At 65.9% G+C, this 15,453-nt stretch carries 15 protein-coding genes; 9 read left to right on the forward strand and 6 right to left on the reverse strand.

The features are described 5' to 3' along the window. Positions 1-139: 139 nt before the first annotated feature. From ACIQ67_RS11355 to ACIQ67_RS11380, 6 genes are all read left to right on the forward strand, one after another. Positions 140-1,141, forward strand: a complete 1,002-nt coding sequence (locus ACIQ67_RS11355; protein WP_397534475.1) for an HpcH/HpaI aldolase/citrate lyase family protein — start codon at positions 140-142, stop codon at positions 1,139-1,141. Positions 1,142-1,241: 100 nt separating this feature from the next. Then, positions 1,242-1,766 (forward strand): hypothetical protein, encoded by a 525-nt coding sequence (locus ACIQ67_RS11360; RefSeq protein WP_397534476.1) that lies wholly within the window; start codon positions 1,242-1,244, stop codon positions 1,764-1,766. Between the two features lie 165 nt (positions 1,767-1,931). Beyond that, complete coding sequence (locus ACIQ67_RS11365; protein WP_397534477.1) at positions 1,932-2,177, forward strand: AbrB/MazE/SpoVT family DNA-binding domain-containing protein; 246 nt, start codon at positions 1,932-1,934, stop codon at positions 2,175-2,177. A gap of 23 nt (positions 2,178-2,200) precedes the next feature. Further along, the gene (locus ACIQ67_RS11370; protein ID WP_397534478.1) at positions 2,201-2,608 is read left to right on the forward strand and encodes a type II toxin-antitoxin system VapC family toxin; all 408 of its coding nucleotides are present in this window, start codon (positions 2,201-2,203) and stop codon (positions 2,606-2,608) included. Positions 2,609-2,643: 35 nt separating this feature from the next. Further along, positions 2,644-5,229, forward strand: coding sequence for a bifunctional aconitate hydratase 2/2-methylisocitrate dehydratase (gene acnB, locus ACIQ67_RS11375; RefSeq protein ID WP_397534479.1), 2,586 nt, complete (start codon positions 2,644-2,646; stop codon positions 5,227-5,229). A gap of 109 nt (positions 5,230-5,338) precedes the next feature. Then, positions 5,339-5,968: a DUF938 domain-containing protein gene (locus tag ACIQ67_RS11380; RefSeq protein WP_397534480.1), complete on the forward strand. Its 630-nt coding sequence runs from the start codon at positions 5,339-5,341 to the stop codon at positions 5,966-5,968. Here ACIQ67_RS11380 and ACIQ67_RS11385 read toward each other — a convergent pair. From ACIQ67_RS11385 to ACIQ67_RS11400, 4 genes are all read right to left on the reverse strand, one after another. Then, a complete protein-coding gene (locus ACIQ67_RS11385) occupies positions 5,959-7,011 on the reverse strand; it encodes a serine hydrolase domain-containing protein (protein WP_397534481.1) in 1,053 nt (350 codons plus the stop codon). The two genes, ACIQ67_RS11380 and ACIQ67_RS11385, sit on opposite strands and share 10 nt — an antisense overlap. Before the next feature lie 85 nt (positions 7,012-7,096). Next, entirely contained in the window at positions 7,097-8,467 is a 1,371-nt protein-coding gene (gene yegQ, locus ACIQ67_RS11390) for a tRNA 5-hydroxyuridine modification protein YegQ (RefSeq protein ID WP_397534482.1), read from the reverse strand. 63 nt (positions 8,468-8,530) lie between these two features. Beyond that, a complete protein-coding gene (locus ACIQ67_RS11395; protein ID WP_397534483.1) occupies positions 8,531-10,837 on the reverse strand; it encodes a molybdopterin cofactor-binding domain-containing protein in 2,307 nt (768 codons plus the stop codon). Beyond that, a complete protein-coding gene (locus tag ACIQ67_RS11400) occupies positions 10,834-11,292 on the reverse strand; it encodes a (2Fe-2S)-binding protein (RefSeq protein WP_397534484.1) in 459 nt (152 codons plus the stop codon). The genes ACIQ67_RS11395 and ACIQ67_RS11400 overlap by 4 nt, the downstream gene beginning before the upstream one ends. 91 nt (positions 11,293-11,383) lie before the next feature. Here ACIQ67_RS11400 and ACIQ67_RS11405 point away from each other — a divergent pair, with 91 nt between their 5' ends. The 3 genes from ACIQ67_RS11405 to ACIQ67_RS11415 all read left to right on the forward strand — a co-directional run bounded on the left by ACIQ67_RS11405 (position 11,384) and on the right by ACIQ67_RS11415 (position 12,511). Continuing rightward, on the forward strand, positions 11,384-11,809 hold the full coding sequence (locus ACIQ67_RS11405) for a MerR family transcriptional regulator (protein WP_397534485.1): 426 nt from the start codon (positions 11,384-11,386) through the stop codon (positions 11,807-11,809). A 64-nt stretch (positions 11,810-11,873) separates the two neighbouring features. Beyond that, on the forward strand, positions 11,874-12,188 hold the full coding sequence (locus tag ACIQ67_RS11410) for a hypothetical protein (protein WP_397534486.1): 315 nt from the start codon (positions 11,874-11,876) through the stop codon (positions 12,186-12,188). After that, on the forward strand, positions 12,185-12,511 hold the full coding sequence (locus ACIQ67_RS11415) for a hypothetical protein (protein WP_397534487.1): 327 nt from the start codon (positions 12,185-12,187) through the stop codon (positions 12,509-12,511). The genes ACIQ67_RS11410 and ACIQ67_RS11415 overlap by 4 nt, the downstream gene beginning before the upstream one ends. Here the strand turns inward: ACIQ67_RS11415 and ACIQ67_RS11420 are convergent. Both ACIQ67_RS11420 and ACIQ67_RS11425 read right to left on the reverse strand, forming a co-directional pair. Further along, positions 12,495-13,517: a polysaccharide deacetylase family protein gene (locus tag ACIQ67_RS11420; RefSeq protein ID WP_397534488.1), complete on the reverse strand. Its 1,023-nt coding sequence runs from the start codon at positions 13,515-13,517 to the stop codon at positions 12,495-12,497. The genes ACIQ67_RS11415 and ACIQ67_RS11420 overlap by 17 nt on opposite strands. Continuing rightward, complete coding sequence (locus ACIQ67_RS11425; RefSeq protein WP_397534489.1) at positions 13,504-15,339, reverse strand: GNAT family N-acetyltransferase; 1,836 nt, start codon at positions 15,337-15,339, stop codon at positions 13,504-13,506. Before ACIQ67_RS11425 ends, ACIQ67_RS11420 begins: the two co-directional genes overlap by 14 nt. Positions 15,340-15,453 lie beyond the last annotated feature (114 nt).

A 15,453-nucleotide genomic window follows, 5' to 3' on the forward strand; every position in this document is an offset into this window, starting at 1 on the left:
CTGGTTCGACAAACTGGGCTTGCCCAGGCTCTCATAACCTCAAGCGCTCGAACCGCCTGGTGCGGACCCGCATGCCCGGTGGTGTGGGAGGGGTGGAGTCGATAATGGCTCACCCCTATCCCGATTGCACGAGCCACGCATGCACACCACCCCCCTGCCCCCGAAACTGGCCCTGTTCGAGGAAGGCGATGCCGCCACTTTGCTGCCCGTGGTCGACCACTACTGCGGCATCGAGGCGCGCATGCTCAAGAGCCTGGAGCTACAAGGCGAGATGGGCCCGGTGTTCGACATCACCCTGGACTGCGAGGACGGCGCCCCGATCGGCGGCGAGACCGAACACGCCGCCATGGTGGTCGAAATGCTCAACAGCGCCAACAACCGCTTCGGCCGCGTCGGCGCCCGCGTGCACCCGCTGGGCCATCCGGCTTTTGAAGCCGACGTCGAGGCCCTGGTCAGCGGCGCCGGTCAGCGCCTGGCCTATCTGATGGTGCCCAAGCCGCGCAGCGCTGCCGATGTGGATGCCGCATGCCGGGTGATCGACGCTGCGAGGCAGCGGCACGGCGTGCAGCGCACCATCCCGATCCATACCCTGATCGAAACCCACGGCGCCCTGCACGAGGTCTGGCAGATCGCGGCTCATCCGCGCATCGAATCGCTGTCCTTCGGCCTGATGGACTTCGTCAGCGCGCATCGCGGCGCGATTCCGCGCGCCGGCATGAGCGTGCAGGGCCAGTTCAGCCACCCGCTGGTGGTGCGCGCCAAGCTTGAGATCGCCGCGGCTGCGCATGCCTGCAGCAAGACGCCCTCGCACTGTGTGGTCACCGAGTTCAAGCACAAAGGTGCCATCCAGGAAGCCGCCAGCCGCGCAGCGCGCGAGTTCGGCTACACCCGGATGTGGAGCATTCACCCCAGTCAGATCCAGCCCATCATCGACGCCTTCGCGCCCAGCGTGGCCGAGATCGATGAGGCGATCGAAATACTTCGGGCAGCGCAAGCCGCGCAATGGGCGCCGATCCAGCATCGCGATGTGCTGCACGACCGCGCCAGCTACCGCTACTTCTGGCAACTCATCGAACGCGCGCATGGCACCGGCCAGCACCTGCCGGCCGAGGTGGTCAGCGGCTGGTTTGACACCGACTGACAGGCCACACGCTCTGTTGCAGAAATGCTGGCAAACGCCAGTGCACTTTTCATGGCGAGCGCGCAAAATCAAGGGGTTCTCACTTGAGCATTGCGACTCCATGAACTCACGCCGCCCTGCCCTGCTCTGCACCGCCCTGCTTGCCAGCCTGCTTGCCGCACCGGTTTGGTCTGCCGTTGACGACGGCGCCAAGCCCCGCAACCGTCTGGCCGCGAAGGTCAAGCCGCAGCCGGCCGTGCAGCCGATGCACGATGATGACGCGGAGTTGAGCGCCGATCAGTTGGCTGTGGCCCCGCGAGTACATCACGGCGAAGCGCAGTGCGAGTTCAACCAGAAGGTGCATCTGACGCCCCACCCTGAGAAGCCCGGTCGCTTCCGCCTTCATTTCAACAAGGTGGTCTACAACCTGGCACCTGAGCCCACCACGACCGGAGCTGTACGGCTTGAAGACAAGCGCGCTGGCGTGGTCTGGCTGCAGATCCCCAGCAAGTCCATGCTGATGAACAGCAAGATCGGCCAGCGAATGGTGGACAGCTGCATCCATGCCGAACAGCAACCGGTGGCCAATGCAGCGCCAAGCACCGAAGGCGGCATCGGCATTGCCCCGGCAGGCAACAAGCAGTAAAGCCGATACAGCCACAGCGCATCACACAGGGAGGCTTCGAGCCTCCCTTTCTTGTTTTCCCCGCTGCAGTCGGGCATGCCAAAAGCTTGGAGGGTCAACCAAAGTACGTATAATCCATACATACTTTCCGAGGCCTACCTAGCCATGACCCGACCGGAGCCCGCCATGGAAGCCACAGTCGCCGAACGGGGGCAGATCACCCTGCCCAAGGCCGTGCGTGATGCGCTGGGCCTCACCAAGGGCACGACGCTCAAGGTCGAGCTAGAAGGCGGCCGCATCATCCTTCGCAAGAACGTCGACGACGCCATCTCGCGCGCCCGCGGCAAGTTCAAGCTGGATGGCTTCGAATCGGTCGATGACGCAATGCGCGCCGTGCGTGGCCGCGCTCCCGGAGACCCGGTCGAGCGCTGAGCGCCGACCCAGCCGCCTCCGCCATGATCGCCATCGACTCCTCCGTACTCGTGGACCTGCTCAGCGACAGTCCGCGCGCCGACCTGGCCGAAGGCGCGCTGCGAGAAGCCTTGTCCAAAGGCCCGGTGGTGGTCTGCGCCGTGGTGGTGTCCGAGGTCTGCTCCTCGCTGCACGACGGCGACCAGGCCATGCAGGTGCTCGAAGACATGGGCATCGTCTACAGCGCCGTCGAGCAGCGCGCCGCGGTGCGCGCCGGCGAGATGCAGCGCCGCTACCGCGCGCGCGGCGGCTTGCGCCAGCGCACCGTTCCTGATTTCATCGTCGGCGCGCACGCGCTGCTGCAATGCAGCGGCCTGATCACCGCCGACGATTCGTTCTTTCGCGATTACTTCAAGGGCCTGAAACTCATCGTGCCAAAAGCGGCAGGATGAGGGCCGGCCCGTCGTCAGCTCACCAAGGAGAAGCTATGTTGCAAGCCTATCGCCAACACACCGCCGAGCGCGCCGCGCTGGGCATCCCGCCGCTGCCGCTGGACGCCAAGCAGGTGTCGGCGCTGATCGAGCTGATCAAAGCCCCGCCCGCCGGCGAAGAGGCTTTCCTGCTGGATCTGCTGACCCATCGCGTGCCCCCGGGCGTGGACGATGCTGCCAAGGTCAAGGCCAGTTTCCTGGCCGCCGTTGCGCATGGCGACATCAAGGTCGATCTGGTTTCCAAGGCCAAGGCCACCGAGCTGCTGGGCACCATGGTCGGCGGCTATAACGTGCATCCGCTGATCGAACTGCTGGACGACGCCGAAGTCGCCGGCGTCGCCGCCGAAGGTCTGAAGAAGACCCTGCTGATGTTCGACTTCTTCAACGACGTCGCTGCCAAGGCCAAGGCCGGCAACGCCAAGGCCAAGGAAGTCATGCAGAGCTGGGCCGACGCCGAGTGGTTCACCTCGCGCCCTGAAGTCGAGAAGAAGATCACCGTCACCGTCTTCAAGGTGCCTGGCGAGACCAACACCGACGACCTGTCGCCTGCGCCCGACGCCTGGAGCCGCCCGGACATCCCGCTGCACTACCTGGCGATGCTGAAGAACACCCGTGCCGACGCGGCCTTCAAGCCCGAAGAAGACGGCAAGCGCGGCCCGATGCAGTTCATCGAGGACCTGAAGAAGAAGGGCCATCTGGTCGCCTACGTCGGCGATGTGGTCGGCACCGGTTCCAGCCGCAAGTCGGCCACCAACTCGGTGGTCTGGGCCACTGGCCAGGACATCCCGATTGTGCCGAACAAGCGCTTCGGCGGCATCACGCTGGGCGGCAAGATTGCGCCGATCTTCTTCAACACGCAGGAAGACTCGGGCTCCCTGCCGATCGAAGTCGATGTGTCCAAGCTGGAGATGGGCGACGTCATCGACATCCTCCCCTACGAGGGCAAGATCGTGAAGGACGGCCAGACGGTCGTCGAGTTCAAGCTCAAGAGCGATGTGCTGTTCGACGAAGTGCGCGCCGGCGGCCGCATCAACCTGATCATCGGCCGCTCGCTGACCGCCAAGGCGCGCGAGTTCCTGGGCCTCGCTGCCTCCACCTCCTTCCGCCTGCCCCAGCCGCCCGCCGCCACCAAGGCCGGCTTCACACTGGCGCAAAAGATGGTCGGCCGCGCCGTCGGTCTGCCTGAAGGTCAAGGCGTGCGTCCGGGCACCTATTGCGAGCCCAAGATGACCACGGTCGGCTCGCAGGACACCACCGGCCCGATGACCCGCGACGAGCTGAAGGACCTGGCCTGCCTGGGCTTCTCGGCCGATCTGGTGATGCAGAGCTTCTGCCACACCGCCGCCTATCCGAAGCCGGTGGACGCCAAGATGCACCGCGAGCTGCCGACCTTCATCAGCAACCGCGGCGGTGTCTCGCTGCGTCCGGGTGACGGCGTGATCCACAGCTGGCTGAACCGCCTGCTGCTGCCCGACACCGTGGGCACCGGCGGCGACAGCCACACCCGTTTCCCGATCGGCATTTCCTTCCCGGCCGGCTCCGGTCTGGTGGCCTTCGGCGCCGCCACCGGCGTGATGCCGCTGGACATGCCTGAGTCGGTGCTGGTGCGCTTCAAGGGCCAGATGCAACCGGGCGTCACCCTGCGTGACCTGGTGCATGCGATCCCGCTGTACGCGATCAAGGCTGGTCTGCTGACCGTCGCAAAGGCGGGCAAGATCAATGCCTTCTCGGGCCGCATTCTGGAGATCGAAGGTCTGCCGGACCTGAAGGTCGAGCAGGCTTTCGAGCTGAGCGACGCTTCGGCCGAACGCAGCGCTGCCGGCTGCACGATCAAGCTGAACCCCGAGCCGATCAAGGAATACCTCACCAGCAATATCGTGCTGATGAAGAACATGATCGCTGACGGCTATGCCGACGCCAAGACCCTGGCTCGCCGCATCGAGAAGGTCGAAGCCTGGCTGGCCAAGCCCGATCTGCTGGAAGCCGACAAGGACGCCGAGTACGCAGCCGTGATCGAGATCGATCTGGCTGACATCAAGGAGCCCATCGTCTGCTGCCCGAACGATCCGGACGACGCCAAGTTCATGTCCGAAGTGGCCGGCACCAAGATCGACGAAGCCTTCATCGGTTCGTGCATGACCAATATCGGCCACTTCCGTGCGGCGGCCAAGCTGCTGGGCGGTGCGCGCGACATCCCGGTCAAGCTGTGGGTCGCCCCGCCGACCAAGATGGACGAGTCCGAGTTGATGAAGGAAGGCCACTACGCCAACTTCGGCGCCGCCGGTGCGCGCACAGAGATGCCGGGCTGCTCGCTGTGCATGGGCAACCAGGCGCAGGTGCGCGAAGGCGCAACGGTGATGTCCACCTCGACCCGCAACTTCCCCAACCGTCTGGGCAAGAACACCAACGTGTACCTGGGCTCGGCCGAGCTGGCCGCGATCTGCTCCAAACTGGGCAAGATCCCGACCGTGGCCGAGTATCAAGAGGCGATGGGCATCATCAACAAGGATGCCGCCAGCGTCTACAAGTACATGAACTTCGACCAGATCGAGGAGTACGCCGAGGTCGCAAAGAGCGTCTGAAGCACGTCGATCAGCCCCCCGGGCTGATCACGACCAAGGCCCGCCGTGTGCGGGCCTTTTTTTGCCTCACGAATCCCGCGCATCATTTCCCCATCAATACACTGCTTGGATGTCCGACGCACCCCAACAGCCCTTCTCCCCCGCCGCCGAGCGCAACAAGCAGCCGCTGCTGGAAGCCCTTCAAACGCTGCTGCCGCCCAGCGGCCACGCGCTGGAGATCGCAAGCGGCACCGGCCAGCATCTTGAGCATTTCTCCGCCCAGCTACCCGGCTGGCGCTGGCAGCCGAGCGAGTTCGAGCCCGAGCGTCGGGACTGGCTTCGGCAGCTCCGGCGAAGCTGGCCCGCCGAGCAGCAACAGCGCGTGGCCGAAGCGCTGGCGCTGGATGTGAGCGTCCTGCCCTGGCCAATCGAGGCCGACACATTCGATCTGGTGTTCTGCGCCAACCTGCTGCACATCGCACCCCGGAATTGCTGCAGCGGCCTGATGCAGGGTGCCGCACAGGCGCTGAGGCATCAAGGCTGCCTGCTGACGTACGGCCCCTATCTGGAAGACGACGTGGTGACGGCGCCCAGCAACCTGGCCTTCGATGCGGACCTGCGGCAACGCAACCCAAGCTGGGGGCTGCGGCGCTTGGCCGATGTGCAGGCCGAGGCCGCTAGGGCCGGGCTGCATCTGGCGCAGCGCCTCGCGATGCCGGCCAACAATCTACTGCTGGTCTGGCGCCGACCTCAGGCCTGAGCGGGGCCCCACAGGCGCTGCGCCCAGCGCTCGGCGTCGTTGTCGAAGCCGTCGCAATTGCTGAGCATCACCAGCGAAACACCCTGCGCCGGATTGCGCAGCAGCAGGCATGAAAAGCCCCCATAGCCGCCGCCGTGGAACAGCAGGCGCTGGTCGCCCGCTTGCAGCCACTCCAGTCCGAAGCGGTAGGGGCCGTCAGCTGGCCCGTAGCGCTCGTCTGCGGCAGCGCAGCGCGCCCACAAGCTGCGTTCGCCCTGCAGCAGCCAGTCCTCATGCCAACGCCGCTCGGCACGCAGCTGGTCATTCAGCGTCGACCACAGGCCGCCATCTCCCCAGGTGCCCAGCGGCACCGGCAGCTCCTGCCAACCCTGCGCTTCAGCGGGCTCGGCAGCCACGCGGCCGTAGCTGCGGGCGCGGCGCGGCAGCACCCGCCAGGGATCGGCTTCGAAACTGCTGGAACCCATGCCCCAGGGCGCAAAGAAGCGGCGCTGCGCCAACTCGGCCAGTGTCAGGCCGGACTGCAACTGCAGCAGCTCGGCCAGCAGCAGATAGTTGCTGTTGCTGTACTCATGCCGCAGCCCGGGCTGGAAGCTGCTTTCACCCGCCTGGGTGATCAACGCCAGCGCCTGCTCCCGGGCGATGAAGTCATGCTCGTGCCGACCGAGCTGGGTGCCCCAGAGAAACAGATAGTCAGGGATGCCACTGGTGTGGCGCAGCAGATGACCGGCGCACAGCGGCTGCTCATACTCGCCCAGCGCTGGCAGCAGGGGGCGCAGGTCTGTGTCCAGCGCCAGCCGGCCTTCGGCCACCTCCTGCATCACCAGGGCCGCCACCCAGGGCTTGGATTCAGAGGCCATGTAATGGCGGGCATCGCCATCCAGCGGCTGCTGCCAGCTCAGATCGGCCAGACCGTGATGCACCTGGCGGAGCACATCGCCCTGGGCCAGCAGGGCGAGGCAAAAGCCTGGCCCATCAGCCGGATGGGCGGCGCGCAACTCATCGATGGCGCCGTCCAGACGCTCCAGCAGGGGGCTCAGTTTCATCGCAGTCTCAGGCCAGCGCCGAGCTGGCAGCGCCTTCGGGACATCATTCGAGCTCGGACGCGCACCATGCAGGTCAGCACGCCCCTCAGAGCAGCCTGGCCACCAGACCACCCTCGGCCGGCAGCCCCAGCGGCACCCAGACGCGCACCGGGTCACCCGGGGCCACCTGCACCGGCTCGCCGTCCAGGTTCTGCATCTCCTTGAGATCGACCACGCGGTTGCCGCTCGGGTGGATCAGCTCGACACGGTCACCCACCGAGAAGCGGTTCTTGGCCTGCACTTGCACCCAGCCGTCCTCACGCACGCCAGTCACTTCGCCGACGAAATGGCTGCGGTGCAGCTCGCTGTGGCCGCTGATGTAGTTCTGGTAGTCCTGCGCCGGGCGGCGCTCCAGCAGGCCGCCGGTGTAGCCGCGGTTGGCCAGGCCTTCGAGCTGCAGCAACAGATCGGGGTTGAAGGGCCGGCCAGCTACCGCATCATCAATCGCGCGGCGGTAGACCTGGGCCGTGCGCGCCACGTAATACAGGCTCTTGGTGCGGCCCTCGATCTTCAGCGAGTCGACGCCGATCTTGGCCAGGCGCTCCACATGCTCGACCGCACGCAGGTCCTTGCTGTTCATGATGTAGGTGCCGTGCTCGTCTTCCATGATGGGCATCAGCTCACCGGGGCGGCCTTTCTCTTCCATCAGGTAGACGCGGTCGGCCGCCGGGTGGCGCTGGCCGCTGCCGCAGGTGGAGAAGCTGCTCTCGGCTTCGGCCTGCGCCTCGGCGAAGTTGAAGTCGCTCTCCATCTTGGCCACCGGGATCGCCTCACCGCTGTCCGAGTCCTCAGTGGCGGCCTGCGTCCCGTATTCCCAACGGCAGGCATTGGTGCAGGTGCCCTGGTTGGGGTCGCGGCGATTGAAATAGCCTGAGAGCAGGCAGCGACCCGAGTAGGCGATGCACAGCGCGCCGTGCACGAAGACTTCCAGCTCCATGTCCGGGCATTCATTGCGGATGCCTTCGACCTCGTCCAGGCTCAGCTCGCGCGACAGGATGATGCGGGCCACGCCCAGCTTCTGCCAGAACTTCACCGCCGCCCAGTTCGTGGTGTTGGCCTGCACCGAGAGGTGGATCGGCACCTCGGGCCACTTCTCGCGCACCTGCATGATCAGGCCGGCGTCGGCCATGATCAGCGCGTCGGGCTTAAGTGCGATCACCGGCTCGATGTCGCGCAGATAGGTGCGCACCTTGTCGTTGTGCGCGATCAGATTGCTGGTGACAAAGAACTTCTTGCCGCGCGCATGAGCTTCCTGGATGCCCTGGGCAATCTGCTCCAGGCGGAACTCGTTGTTGCGGGCGCGCAAGCTGTAGCGCGGCTGGCCGGCATAGACGGCATCAGCACCAAAGTCATAGGCGGCGCGCATCTTGGCCAGCGAGCCGGCGGGCAGCAGCAATTCGGGGGACTTGATCTTCATGCGCCGTATTGTCCCTGCTTGTGCGGCCAGCGTCACAAGCCCCCGAGCACTGACTGTCTTTCGTCAGGCCGCCAGGTCTGCCGCGCGCAGCGGCAGCCGCCGCAGCCGTTTGCCCGTCAGCACGAACAGCGCATTCGCAACGGCTGGCGCAATCGGCGGCGTGCCGGGTTCGCCCACACCGCCGGGCGGCGCACTGCTGGGCACGATGTGCACCTCGATCTTGGGCATCTGCGCCATGCGCACCACCTCCTGGCTGGGGAAGTTGCCCTGCTCGACACGCCCTCCCTTGATCGTGATCTCGCCATACAGCGCCGCGCTAAGGCCGTAGACGATGGCGCTTTCCAGCTGCGCGGCCACGGTGTCCGGATTGACCACGATGCCGCAGTCCAGCGCACAGACCACCCGGTGCACACGCGGCTCGCCTTGCTCCAGCGACACCTCGGCCACTTGGGCACACCAGGAGCCAAAGCTTTCGTGCAGCGCGATGCCGCGCGCCCGGCCGGCCGGCAAGGCCTGACCCCAGCCGGCCTTGGTGGCCGCCAGCTCCAGCACCGCGCGGTGGCGCGGCTTTTCGGCGAGCAGCGCGCGCCGGTAGGCGAACGGGTCCTGGCCGGCCGCATGGGCCAGCTCGTCGATGAAGCCTTCTGTGAAGAAGGCGTTGTAGGAATGGCCCACGCTGCGCCAGGAGCCCACCGGCACAGGCGTCTTCACGCGCAGTTGCTGCACGCTCAGCTGTGGAATCGCGTACGGCAGGTCGAAAGCGCCTTCGATCTGGTTCTTGTCCGGCATGTCGGACGCCATCTTCGGTAGCAGACGCTCAGTGGTGGCAAGGCTCACAGAGGGCGCAGCCACGCGGTTCACCCAGGCCTCTGGCAGGCCCTTGTCGCCAAGCAGCGCGGCAAAGCGCGCCATCGCCACCGGGCGGTACATATCGTGCTGCATGTCCTCCTCGCGGCTCCACACCAGCTTGACCGGCCGACCCGGGCTGCGCAACGCAATGGCGGCGGCCTGCTCGGCCATATCGGTCTCCAGGCGCCGGCCGAAGCCACCGCCCAGATAGGGCACATGCAGCGTAACCCGTTCCATCTCGATGCCCGCCACATCGGCGGCCTTCCAGCGCGCCAACACCGGCACCTGAGTGGAGCACCACAGCGTCAGCACGCCGTCCTCGAACAGCGCCGTGCAATTGATCGGCTCCAGCGCCGCATGGGCCAGAAACGGCGCTTCATAGACCGCCTCGATGGGCTTGGCGCCGGCTTGCTTCAGGGCGGCAGGCGCATCGCCCTCGCTGCGGAAGCCGAAACCGCCCTCGCCGTCCAGCGCCGCCTTGAGCTGGGCGCGGATCTGAGCCGAATCGAGCTGCGCATTCGGCCCCTCGTCCCAGCGGATTTCCAGCGCGTCCAACGCGCTCCGGGCGCGCCAGTAGCTGTCGGCCAGCACCACCACCGCCGTGTCGCCCAGCACGAAGACATCGCTGACTCCGCGCCGCTTGCGTGTGGCCTGCTCATCAAAGGCCGCCACGCGGCCGCCAAACACCGGGCACTGGCGGATGGCGGCATAGCGCAGCCCTTCAGGCCGCACATCGATACCGAACACCGCAGTGCCATCGACCTTGGCCGGAATGTCCTGGCGCGGCACTGGCTTGCCAATCAGGCGGTAGGCACTGGCGGGCTTGAGGGCCACCTCGCCGCGCGGCTCCAGAGCGGCCGCCTCGGCAGCCAGTTCGCCAAAGTCCGCACGCCGCCCGCTTTCGGCATGCAGCACCACGCCCTGCTCCACCGTGCAGGCCTTGGCGTCAACCGACCAGCGCCGCGCCGCAGCATCCACCAGCAGCGCACGCGCCGTGGCGCCGGCCAGGCGCATCGGCTCCCAGGCATCGCGCACGCTAGACGAGCCGCCCGTCACCTGCAACGACAGCGCATAGCCCAGGCGCTGCACCGTGCCGCGCGAAAGCCGCGCCAGCAGGCTGTCATCGTCGCCCGAAACCGGCAGCACGTTCAGCAGCAGCGCCGCATTGGCATAGGCCCGCGCCCCCTGCGCATGCTCGACGCTGACACGCGACCAGTCGGCGTCCAGTTCCTCGGCCACCAGCATGGCCAGCGCGGTGCGCACGCCCTGGCCCATCTCGGAGCGCGGCACGGCCACGATCACCCGGCCGTCGCGCTCGATCTTGATCCAGGCATTCAGCGCCACTTGGCTGTCAGTGGGTGCAAAGTCAGCCGGGTCGCCCAGCCGGGTCTGGGCGGAGGGCGCGCGCGTGGCGGCCACGCCCAGCAGCAGGCCACCGCCAGCCACGGCGCCGGCAATCAACAGGGCGCGGCGCGAGACGCCGGCCTGCGCGTTGGCAGACGAACTCTTCCAGGGCTTCATGCTGATGCCCCCTGAGCTGCCGCCTCGTGAATGGCCGCGCGGATACGCTGGTAGGTGCCGCAGCGGCAGATATTGCTGACGCTGGCGTCGATCTCGGAATCGCTGGGCCGCGGCGTCTGGCGCAGCAGGCTGGCGGCGGCCATGATCATGCCGCTCTGGCAGTAGCCGCACTGCGGCACCTGCAGCTTGATCCAGGCCGCCTGCAGGCGCTGCACCAGCGGATCGCCGCCGGCCTCGATGGTACGGATGGACTTGCCCTCCAGTGCGCCCACCGGCATCACGCAGGAGCGCGTGGCCGCACCGTCGATCTCCACCGTGCAGGCACCGCAGCTGGCCACGCCGCAGCCGAACTTGGTGCCGGTCAGGCCCAGCTCGTCACGCAGTACCCACAGCAGCGGCATCTCCGGCTCTATATCGAGCCGGCGCAACTCGCCGTTGATCTTCAACTCAGGCATACGGTGTCTCCCAGAACGGTTAGCGCCAGTCTTGCTCAGACGGGCGGATGCTAAGCTTCAACCCAACTTTAATGTCAACCCGGAACAACGCGTGAAGATCGGCGAACTCTCAGCCCGCAGCGGCGTGGCGCCCTCTGCCATCCGCTTCTACGAGTCCAGCGGCCTGCTCCCCCCAGCAGAACGCGGCGCCAACGGCTACCGCGTCTACGACGACTCCACGCTGCAATGCCTGCTGGCGATCCAGCTGGCGCAGCGTCTGGGCTTTTCTCTGGAGACACTGCGCAAGCTTGCCGCGCACAGCGCCGCCGAACTGCCACACGAGATGGTGATGCAGAGCTTGCGCGAGCGCCTGGTCGAGATCGAGACCATGCAGCAGCAACTGGCCCGCCAGCATGAGGAAACACAGGCGCTTATGCGGCAGTTGGAAACCGAATGGCGCGAAGGCCGCTGCCTGAGCCTGGAGCCGGCCACCGCCGTCCACCGAAAGCGCCCGGGACAATCGGCACGCAGCGCCTGAGATCCGGCCTGCGCCATGCTTTGCGGCTAGCATCACCCGCTTCCCGTCTGTCCTGCGCCCCACCATGCCCGCCCTGCCCCTGTTCCGTCCCACGCTGGTCCTGTTGACTCTGGCCGCCGCCCTGCTGGGCCCGGCCGACGCCGCCGAGTTGAAGCTGCGCATCCTGCAAACCGCCGATGTGCACATGAACCTGCTCAACTACGACTACTACCAGGACAAGACAACCGACGAATACGGGCTGGCCAAGACCGCCACGCTGATCAAGGTGGCACGCGCCGAGGCGCCCAACAGCATGCTGTTTGATAACGGCGACCTGCTGCAGGGCAACCCGCTGGGCGCGATGATGTCAACTCCTGCTGCAGCCTGTGCAGCAGTGTGAGTCTGTCGGCCGCCGAGCGCGAGCCGGTGCTGGTGCACAGTGCAGCGCGCCTGGCGCTGAAGGTGGAAATCGACGTCGAAGCCGAACAGACCCCACTGAGCAAGGGAATCACCTGCATCGATGGCGAGATCACCAAGACCAAGGTCGAGCTCGGAAACCAGAGCTGCGTGGCGTGCGCCGGCGGCCGTGGTGAGCCAGTCGCGTCGGTGCGTCAATCAACGTGCAGCTACCGTGTCTCGCTTGAAGGAGCTGGCCGCCAGGCTGGAGAAGAAAGCGAAACGCTGCCGATCAAGCGGACCCTGCTCCCTAGTAGCGCCGCTTGATAAGGTCGGAAAAACCGCTAACGGCAGCCTCGAACTCCAAGGGATGGATGTTGTCGCCATCCAGGAAGCGGTACAACGCGTGACGAGGCGTCGCCGCCGAATTCAGGCCGGACAGGCAGGTCGTGGACGAGCGCACGCCCAGATCGTCCAACCACGCCCATTGGCGCTCATCCCAGATTCCGCTGGGGTAGCAGAAATGCACGAGCTGCCTGCCGGGCAGCCAGTCGGAGAGGCTGCAGCGGTTGTCCTCGATCTCACGACTTGCCACGGCCTCGTCATCCCGCGGAAAGCGGTGCCTGTGAGTATGCAACTGCACATCCATGTGCTGGGCCTCAAGCCCGCGCAGTTGATCCGGCGTCATCAAATGAAGGATGCGCTGGTCGATAATGTCTTGGAACGGCACGCCGAGCAATTGACCGAGCTCCTCGCAGATGCGCAGCCGCCCGGCCTCTTGGTCCAAGGCTTCGCCATAACGGATGCAATGGTCTGAAAAAGCCTCGCGCAACCCAGGGTCGCGCAGGTCGACTTCCCCGTCCGGATGCCAGTCGTGGCCGTTCAGAACCAACCTGGCCTGGGCCGTCTTCCAGACCATGTATTGCACGACCAGCCGGAAGACTGGCACGGCATGCTTAACGTAGTAGCTGGTCACGTAGACCGTGGACGGAAACCCGTGGCGCGCAAGCACAGGGGCTGCGATCGTAGCCACCGAATGGAAGCCGTCGTCTATTGTGATGACCAGTGCGTCGTCCGGCATGCGACCTTCATACATCTGCGTCACTGCCTGGTCCAAGGGCAGCACGCGCAAGCCCAGCTGGCGCAGCCGCTCCATGCGCTGCTCGAACACCTGCGGCGAGATGAAGAGCTTGGGTCGAAAGACCGCCTCGTCTTTCAGAGCGAAGCCGTGGTAGCAAAGAATCTTCAGGTGCTGGCGCGTGAGACGGCGGGCGATGGCGAAGCCCCCCAGACATTTGACGGCGAACAGGAAAGCAAGCTTAAGTCGGCGCATCGGGCTCCTCGGGAACTGCAAAGCAGGCATCGGCAAACTTACGGACCCGGCCCATGCTGCACTGCCAGTGCAAGGACCCCTGGTACTGGAAGCCAGCCCGCTCAATGACTTTGCGCGAGGCCAGGTTGTCGGCGAGAACGCTGATATAGACGTACTCCAACGAAGGATCTGCAAAGGAATCGGCCAGCATGTGATCTAGCGTAGCTCCGTACAGGCCACGGCCGCGGCTTGCCGGATCGGTGTAAAAATCATAGAGGCACGCGCTGTTGGGTGGTAGCTGCAGCGTTTGTTCAACCTCGGACATCCGTGACTGCAGCTGCCGAGGCACCAACCAGCCTGAATGCGCCAGCCTGCCATCCTCCGCGGCAATGGTATAGGCCCGCTCACCCGCTTCCAACCGGGCAAGGGCCGAACTCAGATAGCCCTGTCGGGTCTGCCAGGGCTCGCCAGGCTCAAAACCCAGCAAGGCGTCGATCATGTTGGCGCGCACCCGCGGGTCGTGCCGCCGCTCGCCGACCTCGCCGACGGCCAGCCGGTAGATGCGCAACTCGCGTCGCTCCGATACCCAGCCAGCAATTCGACGGGCCAGAGTCTGCGGCCGTAGCCGCCGCAGCTTGGCCATGGCGTTCCTTAGCTGGGCCGGCTTGAGCGACAGGTGTCCCAGCCCAGCCTTTAGCGCAGCCTCAAGGGACGCACGCCGGTCGTGGGCCCGCGCTTGTCCGGGCTGGGCGAACAAGTAGAGCTCGTAGACCTCGTCATGTGCATTGGCGAAGCGCTCCTTCCAGGGATCGCCGCCGGGCGTCAAGTCAATGGTGTCTATGCCAGTGTCAAGCAGCGACTCGGCCAGTTGCTGGAGATGCAGCTTGCCCGGCGAATGCTCGGCCAGTTGCGGCGAATGGATCAACATGGCCAGGTGCAGCATGTGGTCCGACACCGCGCCCCAGAAGCCGGCAATCGGCACGCCGTCCAAGCAGGTCAGCGTCAGATGGCAAGTCGGCAGGCCAGCGTCGAACATCGCCCGGTGGAAATCCAGCTTGTTGGCGTCCTCACGGAACGGCGAGGTCTGGTTGACTGCTCCCTGCCGGAAGTCGTAGCAGCTGATCAGCGTCGGCAGTACGCGCTCCAACTCTTCCGCGTCGGTGACCTGTCTGAAGTCCAGCCCGCCCAGACGTTTGAGCCGGTTAAGCCGGCTCTTGTTGCTCTTCTTTGCCATGGACTTGCGGATCTCGTCGGCATCCAAGCGCATGAGCGGCCGCGGCACGGCGCGCCAGCGAAGGCGCTCGTGCAGCCAGGGGTCGGAATCGAGGGAATCCAGCAATTCGCGCGCAGGCAAGTAGCGAAAGTGCAGATCGGCAACTGGGAGTGCCGCGCACAGCGCTCGCCAAGCCGCGCCGACGAAATGCCCCCCCTCGCCCGGCGAAGCCAGCCAACCGTGGTACTCAGCTTGACGGGCGCCGGCATGCGTCAGCACGCCCGACCGCGAGTTCCAGGCCAGGGTCCACAGACCATGCAATTGGTCTGGGCTACTGCGGGAAAGCAGCAGGATCGGCTCCCAGTCCCTTGCATAGGCCTCGTACCAAGCGCAAACAAAGCCGGGAGCCTGGAAGGCCGTGCTTGCTGGACTCTCTGTCCACAGGCACCGCCATTGGGCCAGCAGTACCGGGTCAGCGAGCGCCGCCTTCGCAGCGGAGCCTCGAAGCAGGCTAACGTCATGGCGGCACCCCGACCGCGATGTGCCGCCTCCGTCGGCCGGAAGCAGCTGCGAAATGGAAGGCGCGGAGGACGTGTCGGAATCAGACAGGCGTTCGTGGCCCTGAGTCATCGAAGGGAGGTGGTATGTGAACGTTGGGCATCGTACGCTACAAAGATGGCCTACGAGTCAGATGATGGCGCAAACCGTGGCGTAAGTCGCTGACCAGGACAGACTGAGATTCAC

The sequence above is a fragment of the Roseateles sp. genome, assembly GCF_044373315.1.
Classification (GTDB): domain Bacteria; phylum Pseudomonadota; class Gammaproteobacteria; order Burkholderiales; family Burkholderiaceae_C; genus JACDQM01.

Excerpts from the sequence above, each read along its gene's own strand:
- yegQ (WP_397534482.1), bottom strand. The coding sequence starts at position 8,467 with ATGAAGATCAAGTCCCCCGAATTGCTGCTGCCCGCCGGCTCGCTGGCC.
- ACIQ67_RS11360 (WP_397534476.1), top strand. The coding sequence starts at position 1,242 with ATGAACTCACGCCGCCCTGCCCTGCTCTGCACCGCCCTGCTTGCCAGC.
- ACIQ67_RS11395 (WP_397534483.1), bottom strand. The coding sequence starts at position 10,837 with ATGAAGCCCTGGAAGAGTTCGTCTGCCAACGCGCAGGCCGGCGTCTCG.
- ACIQ67_RS11400 (WP_397534484.1), bottom strand. The coding sequence starts at position 11,292 with ATGCCTGAGTTGAAGATCAACGGCGAGTTGCGCCGGCTCGATATAGAG.
- ACIQ67_RS11425 (WP_397534489.1), bottom strand. The coding sequence starts at position 15,339 with ATGACTCAGGGCCACGAACGCCTGTCTGATTCCGACACGTCCTCCGCG.
- ACIQ67_RS11385 (WP_397534481.1), bottom strand. The coding sequence starts at position 7,011 with ATGAAACTGAGCCCCCTGCTGGAGCGTCTGGACGGCGCCATCGATGAG.
- ACIQ67_RS11365 (WP_397534477.1), top strand. The coding sequence starts at position 1,932 with ATGGAAGCCACAGTCGCCGAACGGGGGCAGATCACCCTGCCCAAGGCC.
- ACIQ67_RS11420 (WP_397534488.1), bottom strand. The coding sequence starts at position 13,517 with ATGCGCCGACTTAAGCTTGCTTTCCTGTTCGCCGTCAAATGTCTGGGG.
- ACIQ67_RS11355 (WP_397534475.1), top strand. The coding sequence starts at position 140 with ATGCACACCACCCCCCTGCCCCCGAAACTGGCCCTGTTCGAGGAAGGC.
- acnB (WP_397534479.1), top strand. The coding sequence starts at position 2,644 with ATGTTGCAAGCCTATCGCCAACACACCGCCGAGCGCGCCGCGCTGGGC.
- ACIQ67_RS11370 (WP_397534478.1), top strand. The coding sequence starts at position 2,201 with ATGATCGCCATCGACTCCTCCGTACTCGTGGACCTGCTCAGCGACAGT.
- ACIQ67_RS11410 (WP_397534486.1), top strand. The coding sequence starts at position 11,874 with ATGCCCGCCCTGCCCCTGTTCCGTCCCACGCTGGTCCTGTTGACTCTG.
- ACIQ67_RS11380 (WP_397534480.1), top strand. The coding sequence starts at position 5,339 with ATGTCCGACGCACCCCAACAGCCCTTCTCCCCCGCCGCCGAGCGCAAC.